This is a genomic window from Pedobacter sp. N36a, assembly GCF_014472395.1.
In the GTDB taxonomy this organism is placed as follows: Bacteria; Bacteroidota; Bacteroidia; order Sphingobacteriales; family Sphingobacteriaceae; genus Pedobacter.
The window spans coordinates 499,151-510,196 of record NZ_JACSZW010000004.1 but is presented as its reverse complement, the minus strand read 5'-3'; the positions used below and the strand labels follow the sequence as shown (position 1 = coordinate 510,196).

Genomic DNA, 11,046 nt, shown 5'->3' with positions numbered 1-11,046 from the left:
CTCTTTAATGGCTTCAAGAACTACTTTGGTCTTGAAAACCGGACTGAATTTTCTACGCTCTTTTTTCATTTTTCAACTGTTAAATTTATGAATTTAATCAGCTGTCCAATATTTGGGGAGTATTATAATGATACGATATGCTACCTGAATATCCGCGGGCTGGCTTTCACCTAAAAAAGGCTTCCGCAAAAGTTCGGCTTTACAAGGGAAAGAGACCTGCTATCCTTTAGAGTAAGGAGGGGGTTCGGTTAGGGTTTGGATAGCAGAGACTAAGGCAACCCTACGCGAACCCTAACCGAACCCCCTCCGAACCCTATTATAAGGCAGGTCTCTTCCCGAACACTTCCCGACCACTACCTAGTCTTCAAAAATTATTTTTTTCCTTCCTTTTTTTAACATTTCAACCCATCAAATTCTGGAGAAAACTCAGCAGACAAAAGAGATGTTTTTTGAAAAAACTCGAATATTTATTTTTTCGGGGATAAAGTATAAATCGCTATTTTTTTGTAGAATTAAGGGCTAAAATTTTGTTTTCTAACCTGTTTTATTCGGGAAAATCTTTAGGATATGCCAAGGAAAGTATGAAAAGGCTATTTTCTGTAGAATTACCTCGAACGCAAACGTTTGTGTGAAGTAGAAATTACAATATTTTTAACAGAAAACAGGTTGAAATGTGCATTTACCTCCCCCTAAACAACCTAAAGTTAAGACTTGTTTTATAACAGCTTACAGTTTGTGTGGTTTTGTAAAAATCTTTTATTCAGTTAGTTGTGTTTTGTTAAATCATTTTAGTTCTTATAGATAGGTTGGTTTTTTTATACAAGAAATCAGTAACTGACTTTTTCGTTAAAATAATGATATTAATAATACTATTTTATCAATACTTACATAAAGCAGACTTAACGCCTGTGTTTTAAATATAATTAAATATTACATATTAAATAGAAATATTGTTGCGATTTTATTATTAATAATCCCATATTGTGCGATAATGCCACGTTAGTCAAACGTTTGCGCTGTCATTTGCGCAAAAGTCTCGATATAATTACCCTAAATTGCTTTCATTAAGTAATACATAATCCTGCGTTGTTGATCAACCACCAGAATAATTTATTCTGCAGCACCTGGATAGCCATACGAATGCCAATGAAAAGACATTTTAGCAATATATGTTATAACTAACCAAAGCAACAACCTAAACCTAACCAAACTATGATTACAACTTTTACTCAACTTCAGCAGTTACCTCTTAATTGCTTGATCAGGATCTAGGAATCCATTCTTATTCAATATCAATCAGGTGATTCAATTATCAATTTTAGTAAAAGTGTTTAAGCGCAACACAAAGGTTTTTAAAGCTTAGCACCAAATTCCTAATTTTTTAATTCAATCAGTCCAGCGGCCACTTAGATATAGTAGTCGCAATGGGATTGTTATGTCCCAAATTCAAAATATTTTGCTCTCCAATCATTGTAGGGCAACAAGAATTAAACCGTCCAATAATTAATTAATACGAATGAAAATGGTCCGAATTATTGCGAGTATGTCCTACACGGCCTTGCTTTCTGTGCTTTGCTTGTCAAATGCAGCGGCAAAAGCAGGTAAGGCTACTCCTTTGAATTACAATGCGAATTTGAGACAAGACACGATTCCCGGTGTTAAGAAAAAGGCAATCGACACAGCCTCATGGGTAAATAATGTAGCCCGTACGCGTGGTGGAGGAGATTCATTGAATGTCCGCCTGAATGCTTTAAGTCCATATTTGTCCCTTCAACAAATGCTGAAAGGCAATGTTGCGGGTTTATATGTGAAGGAAGTTAGCGGAGAGCCAGGTACAGAGCAAATGATGCTGGTACGCGGCTTATCTGCGCCTATCTTTAGGAATAAAGATGTGAACAATATCCAACCGATTGTTTACCTGAATGGTATCCCTCTGATTCAGAACAACAATTACATTTATGACATTCAAAAATACGATTTCAACCCAATCGGCCCTGCTACGAACCTTTTAGCAGGAATCGACCTCAACACCATCCAGTCTGTTGAGGTCATTAAAGACCCGGTAGAACTTGCAAAACTAGGCCCATTGGCTGCAAATGGTGCCATCTGGATCACTACTAAACAAGCAAAAAGTGGCATCAGACAAATTAGCGTAAACAGTTATTTTGGAATAGCTAAATCTGACCATGCCAGCCCGATCAATGCAGAATATGTGAACCGATTCCGTAAGCCTTTTTATCAGAAATACGCGACACCTTCAGATGTGATCAACTATCCGGGTTATTTAAGAGATTCCACCAACCTGGATTACTATGGCCCGTCAAAATGGGGAGACCTTTACTACAAGACTGCACCGATCCATTCGGTTGATTTAAGCATCTCTGGTGGATCTGAGCGCGCAAATTTCAGGTTCTTTGCCGGAAATACTAAAAGCGCCGGCGGTGCAGACAATACGAGTTTAGACAGGTATAATACCTCCTTCCAGATCAACATGTCGCCATACGAATGGGTAACCGTTTCCAGTATGGTGAATGCGACACGTATGGACAGGAATAGAAACCGAGGTATTCGTGACCGTTTCGCAGAAACAAGGTACATTCCTGATTTGAGCAATCCTTTGCCTCCAAGTAGAGAAATCTACCAATCGTTTTTAGACGAGTATGAAAAGGTAATTGACGAAAATAGAAATTCTGGTGTTCAAGGATATTTCGCGATGAACTTTAAAGTGAGCAAGTTTAGTCTGTTGACAAAGCTGAATTTCGATTACAATGAAGGCATTAGGGATGTTTTTTATCCAACCACTTTAATGGAAAATAACAATTATGTTTCCAATTATTTTGGTTATAATCAACGTTTTGGGGTAACCAATATCCTTACTTTCGATCAGAAAATTGGAACAGATCATAAGTTTGATTTTGAAATCGGACAATCTTTCCAGAGTGACCTGAACAAGTACAATTATGCGAATGCATATAATGGTCCGAACGACTTTATCAAAATTAACGTCGTAGATGGTGATCCTAACAAACCGCTTTACCTGACTCCAATTAACTTTATGGTTTACCGTTATACAGATCGCGAACAACGTCGCTTATTCTCTGTTTACGGATCCGTAAAATACAAATACAAAGACCTGTTAAGCATTTCCGGACTCATCAGAGATGATGGTTCTTCTACTTCACAGCCAGGTAGCAGGTGGTTGGTAACTCCAGCAGCAAGCGCTCAATGGAATCTTAAAAACCAGTTCTTAAAAGGCAATACATTTATCGATCAATTGACCGCAGAAGTGTCCTGGTCTAGAATCGGTAAACTATTTAACGATGACCGCTTTGGTTCAGGTCCGCAATATCGTGTAGAAAACGGCTGGGGAGCAGAGCCAACGATTCCAGGTTATAACGGATTGGCAACTATCACCAGACCTTATGCTTCGGGGTGGGTAGGTTACGACTTGAGATGGCCATATACAGATCAGTTGAATGTTGGCATGAACATCGGTTTGTTGAACAACAGACTAAATGCTTCCCTTACTTTTTATCAAAAAGACGACAAACGTATGTTGATCAATACTCCTGTTCCTACGGAAACAGGATATGCCAGCATATTCAGTAGTGGTCTTAGCGTAAGAAATACAGGTATTGACCTAGGCTTAAAAGGATCCGTCCTTAGAAAAGTAGATGGACTAAACTGGGAAACAGGATTAAACCTGAATGTGAATCGCAATAAATTAACTGAATTGCCTGGTGGATTGAAAGAATTGGCAATTGGCAATAGAAAGCTGATTGTTGGTCAGGCAGTCGATAAATTCTGGGTATATGAAAATACAGGCATCTACAATACAGATGCAGAGGTGCCAAATAATCCTTCAAATCAAGAAAAACTGAATTTCGAAGGAACAACGCTGAAAGCCGGAGATCCTAAATGGAAAGATCAGAATGGTGATTTTGTACTCAATGATGAAGATAAAGTGTTGAAAGGAAATTCAATGCCAAAGCTGAGTGGTGGTTGGTACAATGAATTCAACTATGGTAATTTCAGTTTCAACTTCAACGTGATTTTTGCCCTGGGTCAAAAAGCATTGAACGAACAAGCTGCCAATAATTTTGATTTTATCAATAGAGAATCCGGTAATGACATCGGCTCTATTAAAGAGATCAACTCATGGCAAGCCTATGGTGGTGATTTGGGTAAATACCCGATCTACAACCCATGGAGTAGCGTAGTTGCTTACCGTTTAGATCAGGACCTATTCCTTGAAAACGCGGGCTACTTAAAATTGAGATCGGTAAGCGTTGGCTATGACCTTTCAAAATTACCATGGTTGTCTAATTCTAAAGCCGGAATTAAAAGAGCGCTTCTTTATGTAACCGCTAACAACTTGTTCACCATTACTTCATTTAGCGGATCTGACCCGGAACTAATTGACTATACAGGTTTGTATAGCGGTTATAGAATAGCAATTCCAAAGACCTTCACATTGGGGATAAAATTTGATTTATAAGTTAAATAGATAAAGAAAAGAATATGATATCTTTTATAAATAAAAGCAGTTGGTTAACAAAGGTTGTTGCATTTTTATTGCTGAGCAACCTGGTATCTGTTAACCTTTCCTGTAAAAAGATGCTGGATGTAGAATCCACCAGACTGGCCACGGAAGAGGCACAGTGGAAGAACCTGCAGGATACCCGTTCCGGATTAATGGGCATCTATAACCTAATGAGGACTGCGCTTGGTAACAACAACGCACATTGGCTATGGGGAGAAATGAGAGAAGGTGATTTTACTGCTTCCAGCAAATCAGACCTTAAAGCAATTATCAGAAGTGATTTAAATGCTTCTTATCCTTTGATCCAGAACATTACCAACTGGAGAAGTTTCTATGCGGTAATCAACAGTGCCAGTTTGTTCATCGAACGTTCCGGAGAAGTAGTGGCCAAAGATCCACGTTATTCAAAACTGAACAATAAAGTAGATATCGCACAAGCCAGAGCTTTGCGTGCTTTTGCTTATTTCTATATGGTAAGGATCTGGGGCGATGTGCCTTTGATTACGGCTTCACATGATGGGACTTTTGAAGGGAAACCACGTACCGACCAAGCTAAAGTATTGGGTTATGCAGAGTCAGAATTGATTGCTGCGGCAAAAGACCTGCCTTACAGATATGGTGTTGATGGGGATGCTGAACTTCCTGGGTTGTATTACGGCTACAACTATGCCCGTTGGGCAGGAGCATTATTTACCAAAATTTCTGCTTATGCGATCATGTCGCACATTGCTGCATGGCAGTCGCACTACCTGGATGCTGCGGTATATACTCAGTTCGTCATGGAAAACTATAAAAGCTCTAATCTAGAGTATGTAACTACCGCGCAGTTGACAGCTTCTGATGGGATTTTTAATGGACAGGATGCGAGAATTCCAGTTGGATTCACATTTTCTAATACCTATGGCGAATCAACTTCCGGTGGTCATATTGAACAGCTTGTACTTGCAGAGCCATTGATTGCGAAGCAAATTCCTGATTTGTATGTGTCTAAAGATACCATCAACAAAGCTTTTACAGAAACCAAAGACGGGCGTTTCGGTATTGATACCCTTTCTGGTTTAACGCGTACCAATTACTTCCTGAACTATAGCGGTCAGATTCCGGTGTTCAGCAAGATCAAAGTTTTAAGAGGTGGAACCACCTCAGGCTCATTTGTGATTTTCAGTTCTTCCATTGCCTTTACCCGTCTTGAAGAATTGGCACTATTGAGAGCAGAAGCACTTGCGGTATTAGGACAACGCCAACCGGCCATCGACTTACTAAATATCATAAAGAAAAACAGAGGTACCAAGTCTTTCAACGATCTGGAAGGATTAGACCTGATAAACGAAATTTTTGCGGAAAGAAGAAGAGAGTTAATGGGAGAGGGATGGAGATGGTATGACCGTATTCGACTGGCAAAAATCAAGGGTGATGATGCGAAGTTCAATAAGCTGATTGCTGAGAAAGGAATCTACTGGCCGATTGCAAAAGATGTATTGAAAGCCAACGGACAACTGGTTCAAAATAGTTATTGGAAATAATGAAAATCAACCCATTCAATTTATCATTTAAATATATGCAGATGAGAAATAAAAGTAATTTTTTCTTCCCTATTCTGATGACTGCGGTCCTGGTTTCATGTTTGTTTGCTTGCAAAAAGAGTGATTCTGAGTACTACAATTACGAGAATAAAATTCAACAATTTGATGGTACTGCACTGGATTATTTAAACTCACAAAAAGGGGTTTTTGATTCTTTGTTAGTCGTATTAAATCGTTTACCAGCCTTAAAAGACTCTTTGGCAAAAGAGAAACTAACAGTTTTTGCAGTAACCAATAAGAGTTTTGAAATCTCTGTTGGCAATTTAAACGACATCCGTAAAAGAAGCAATAAAGCGCCGATTTATCTGGCCACAATGAACATTGCTCAGCTGGATACCATGACCAGCAGGTACCTGGTTCGTGGTCAATATGAAAGCAAGAACCTGAGCAATTTTGTAGATGGCTTAATGGTGACGAGTATCGCTCACGATTATCCAATGCATGTGCTGTATAGAAAACTAGATGCTTCCGGATTTAATGGTGGAGGCCCACAGGTACTGACCTTCAGTGATCCTAAGGGTTCTATTTTCGTGAGGTACTGGCAACGTACACCTACGAATGCAGTAAATATCAAAACCAATAATGCTATTGTGAATATCGTTTCGCCAGGGCATGACTTCGGCTTTGGTGATTTCATAACAAGAATAAACAATTAAGGCTTATAATATGAACAATAAATACCCATTAGCACCCGCTATTTTATTTTTAGGACTAGCCGTGTTAGTAGTCCTGGGTTGTAAAAAGAATTTTCCCGATGTCAGGGAAGCTTTAGGTAACGACTCTCGTTTTACAAATATCACATATGAACCTATACTGGGAAGAAATACGCTTTTTACAGGCAATTTCTTTGCCGGAAGCTCTTCTCAGCCTTTAAATTTTAAAATCATCAACATGCGCAAAAGAGATGGTTCTGCTGCGCCTGAACTGACCGAAAATGTGCCGGTATATGTTTGGAAACAACCTTACCTGGGTGATGAAAAATCTCTGGCAGAAATAGATGCCAAACGTGCCGTGGAATACCATCCTACATTTGAAGTGCGTGAACATTCGGGGCAGTTTTTAATGTGGGCGAATAACTCAACCGCTATCAAAACACAACCGGATTCAGGTTATGTCTTTGATATAGAAATGTCGAATAAAGGTGGCCGTCGTTATTTCCGTGATTTTAAACTGAAACCATTAAAAGCCAGGCCTTTTGAGCCTTCAAATTTAGATCCTTTAACCGGAATGGAAAGGTCGAAATTTGTCAGACCTACTGCTGCAATTAATATGGTTGGGGATAAAACAGGTGCTTTTTTATTCAGTTCGGATATAGAAGTTTACTTCAAAAAGGACAATTTATTGTCTGCCGAAAAACAGAAAAACCAGGTGACGATTAAACTGGTAGACTCACTTTATAAGCCTATTAACCCAGATAAGTTCAGGTTAACAGATTGGAAGAATCTGATGCATGGTTTTAACATGAATAAAACGGACTCAACGGTAACTTATGATGTCGCTTATCCGATCCCATTGATTACTTACCAGACTAAGTATACTTCTCCTGACGGGGCAAAATCACGTCTGTATTTTTCTTATGACCGTTTGGGTTTTGGAGGTAAAAGAGAAGTCGCCGGTTTATTAATGGATTTCAACATTTTTGAACCCGGATCCTGGAATATCATCATTCGTTTCAGTGCTGAAACACCCAAGTTTACTAATGATTAATTAATATTTAGTTTATCTAATTTATAATATAGCTCATATGAGGCATCTCTTTATAATATTTTCATTGTTAACGCTACTTTGCTTTAACACGGAAATATCAGCTCAGCAGAAAAAGGTCCTGATGCAAGGAACGGTGAACGATAAGCAGGATAAAGTTACCATTCCTGGGGTTACAATCCTGTCTGGAACGCCATTGGTTCCAATTGGCATGACCGATGGTAACGGTGCGTTTTCCGTATCGGTAAATGATGGCGCTACGCTTGTTTTTAAATATCTGGGATACAACACGGTGACCCATAAATACGATGGGAAACTGAAATTCAATGTCACCATGAGTATGTCAACCAACTCCTTAAAGGAAGCAGTGGTGATTGGTTACCAAAAGAAAACCAGAGAGGTTTCTACGGGATCCAGTGTGGTGATTACAGGTAAAGAAATCCAGGATGTTCCGGTAGGAAACATTATGGAGTTGATCCAGGGTAAAGTACCAGGGGTAAATATTCAGAATAACAATGGTTCACCAGGTATGCGTGGTTCCATCAATGTTCGTGGTTTATCGAATACCAATGTAACGGGTAGCGGTAGTACAGCGTTCTTAACGCCAACCTCTCCATTATTTGTTATTGACGGGGTTCCGGTAGATGACAACTCCAATTACTCTTATGGTTTTGATCAGTCAGGGCCTGGGATTAGCCCACTGTCCTTGATTCCTCAGGAAGATATCGCAAGAATCGAAATCCTGAAAGATGCACAGGCAACCTCTCTTTATGGTTCAAAAGGAGCCTATGGTGTATTTTTAATTACCACAAAAAGAGGGAATTCGAAAGTGCCGATCATCCAGTATACTTCCAACTATTTCATGAATACCCCGCCACGTCTAAGAGATGTAATCGGTGGAAGAGAGGAACGGATGTCGCGTATTAACCAGATTAAAGCAACAGATACCAGTTTTTATCATGCGCTTAATCTGATCAACATGACGGCTTTCCTGTCAGATAGTTTGAATGCTTATTACAACAACTCTACAGATTGGCAGAGTAAATTCTACAGAAGGACGTTCAACCAGACACAGAATATGAACATTTCCGGTGGGGATCAGACCTTCAATTATAAGGTAAACACTGGTTATTATAATGAAAAGGGGATTATTGAAAATACAGGTTTTACCAGGTATTCCATGAATATGAACATGCAGTATGAGCCTTCAACTAAGTTTAAGCTCTTTGCTTCCGTAAACAATTCGATGGGTAAAAATAGTAAAGGTAGTGGTAGTGGTTTACTCCAAACCGGTATTGCTAAAGGAGGAAGTGCTTCCTCTTTATTACCCGCACCTTCCCTATTCTCAGCTTCTAATAACCTGTTGAGTGCATTGACCACCAAAGATGATAATAAAACCATTAGTGTAACCACTAACGTAGAGTTACAATATGAATTCTTAACCGGTCTTCGTGCGAGTAGTACTTTTAACTATGCTTATGTAACGGCAACTACGGATACCTTTCTACCTGGATATCTGAATAATGGATTTAATGAGGTAACGGCTTATAGTGATAGAAAAAATACTGGTTACAACAGGAACTTACTTTCTTATAACAAGTCCATTAATGAAGTACACAATTTCAGTGCATATGTCTTTAACGAGGTTGATATGACGAATTACCGTGCGGATTTGATGAAACAAAAAAGAACACCAAGTGATCAGGTACAAGGACCATTAGGTGCAGACTACCTCAACTCTCAGGGTGGAACTTTGAATAACATCACCGACTTCCGTTCTGTGGCTTTTGCAGGTGCCTTCTCTTATAATTACGATACTAAATACGTGTTGGACTTAACCTACCGCATTGATGGTAGCTCCACCAATGGACCGGATGCAGGCTATTCAAAAAATCCTTCAATCGGATTAAAATGGAATTTCAACAAGGAGAAATGGTTGGCTAAAAGAGAATGGCTGGACTATGGTTCCCTTCGTTTAACTGCTGGTAAGAATATTGTACCAACAGGAACGATTTTCGACGTATTTGGAAGTTATACTGCAAATGGTTCTTATAACCAGAATCCAACTGTTGGTCTGGATCTGAAACTAGTGCCGAATACCGGATTGATTCCTACCACCACTACACAGTACAATGCAGGTTTAGATCTTGGGTTCTTAAAAGGGAAGATCGGATTGGTTTTCGATACTTACTACAAACAGGTGGACAACCTTTTGAGAGAGAAAGTACTTGCCAATCACAATGCTTTTGGAAAGGTGAAAACCAATGAAAGTAGTTTGGTGAATTATGGTTATGAGTTGGCCTTGAATTTCCGCCCATTATCCGATAATAGTAAACTGAGCTGGACATTTGGAATCAACGGTGCCATCAATAAAGATGTATTGACCGCATTGCCTGATGGTGTAAGAGAACTTGCCGAAGATGGTGGAGATACTGATCAGCAGATCTTTCGTCGTCTGGGGATGAATAGTCTTTCCAATTATTTGTTAAATAATACCGGTGTGTATGCGACTAACGCGAATGTTCCAGTAGATCCACTAACAGGATTAAGGTACCGTACCGGTGGTAATGCGGCCCAGCAGACTTTTTTCCAGGCAGGTGATCCAATCTGGACAGACATAAATGGGGATTATATCCTGGATAATAATGATTATGTAGTGGTGGGTAACTCTCAACCAAGATTTACAGGAGGTTTTAACTCTTATCTGGCTTATAAAGGTTTCTCGTTGAACATGAATTTCTCTATGACTATAGGCAGAGATATCATGAACAATGCTTTGGCTTCGGATTTCCAGCGTTATGCAGATCCTGCAAAGACCGGTCCTGGAGATTTTAACGGCCTTGTTCCTTTAGATCGCTATGATGTATGGGCTCATCCTGGTGATATCGCCGTTTATCCTTTTCCATTGGATTTTACAAGATACTCTCGATATAGACCTTTCCGTTTCGATCAGACCTTGTTTATGGAAGATGGTACGTACCTGAAATTCAATAACGCAACTTTCGCTTACAACATCGACCGTAAAATAACGAGAAAATGGGGAATGACTTCAGTGAGGCTATATGTATCTGCAAATAATATTTATACCTGGAGTAATTACTCTGGTCCGGATCCGGAATTAGTGAATGGACTTGGTAGAGATAACTCTGGGGGTTACCCAAACCGTAGAGCCTACAACTTCGGTATTAACGTTCAATTTTAATCTTAAAGAAGGAT

General features: G+C 39.4%; 5 protein-coding genes. All 5 read left to right on the top strand.

Features of this window, described 5'->3' with window-relative positions; translation table 11 throughout:
* Nucleotides 1-1,522: 1,522 nt before the first annotated feature.
* On the top strand, nt 1,523-4,498 hold the full coding sequence (locus tag H9X96_RS11035; protein WP_187666319.1) for a SusC/RagA family TonB-linked outer membrane protein: 2,976 nt from the start codon (nt 1,523-1,525) through the stop codon (nt 4,496-4,498).
* Between the two features lie 23 nt (nt 4,499-4,521).
* Nucleotides 4,522-6,066 (top strand): RagB/SusD family nutrient uptake outer membrane protein, encoded by a 1,545-nt coding sequence (locus H9X96_RS11030; RefSeq protein WP_187666318.1) that lies wholly within the window; start codon nt 4,522-4,524, stop codon nt 6,064-6,066.
* Nucleotides 6,067-6,107: 41 nt separating this feature from the next.
* Nucleotides 6,108-6,782 (top strand): hypothetical protein, encoded by a 675-nt coding sequence (locus H9X96_RS11025; protein ID WP_187666317.1) that lies wholly within the window; start codon nt 6,108-6,110, stop codon nt 6,780-6,782.
* A gap of 10 nt (nt 6,783-6,792) precedes the next feature.
* Nucleotides 6,793-7,833, top strand: a complete 1,041-nt coding sequence (locus H9X96_RS11020) for a DUF5007 domain-containing protein (RefSeq protein ID WP_187666316.1) — start codon at nt 6,793-6,795, stop codon at nt 7,831-7,833.
* Nucleotides 7,834-7,897: 64 nt separating this feature from the next.
* The gene (locus H9X96_RS11015; protein WP_255431078.1) at nt 7,898-11,032 is read left to right on the top strand and encodes a SusC/RagA family TonB-linked outer membrane protein; all 3,135 of its coding nucleotides are present in this window, start codon (nt 7,898-7,900) and stop codon (nt 11,030-11,032) included.
* Nucleotides 11,033-11,046 lie beyond the last annotated feature (14 nt).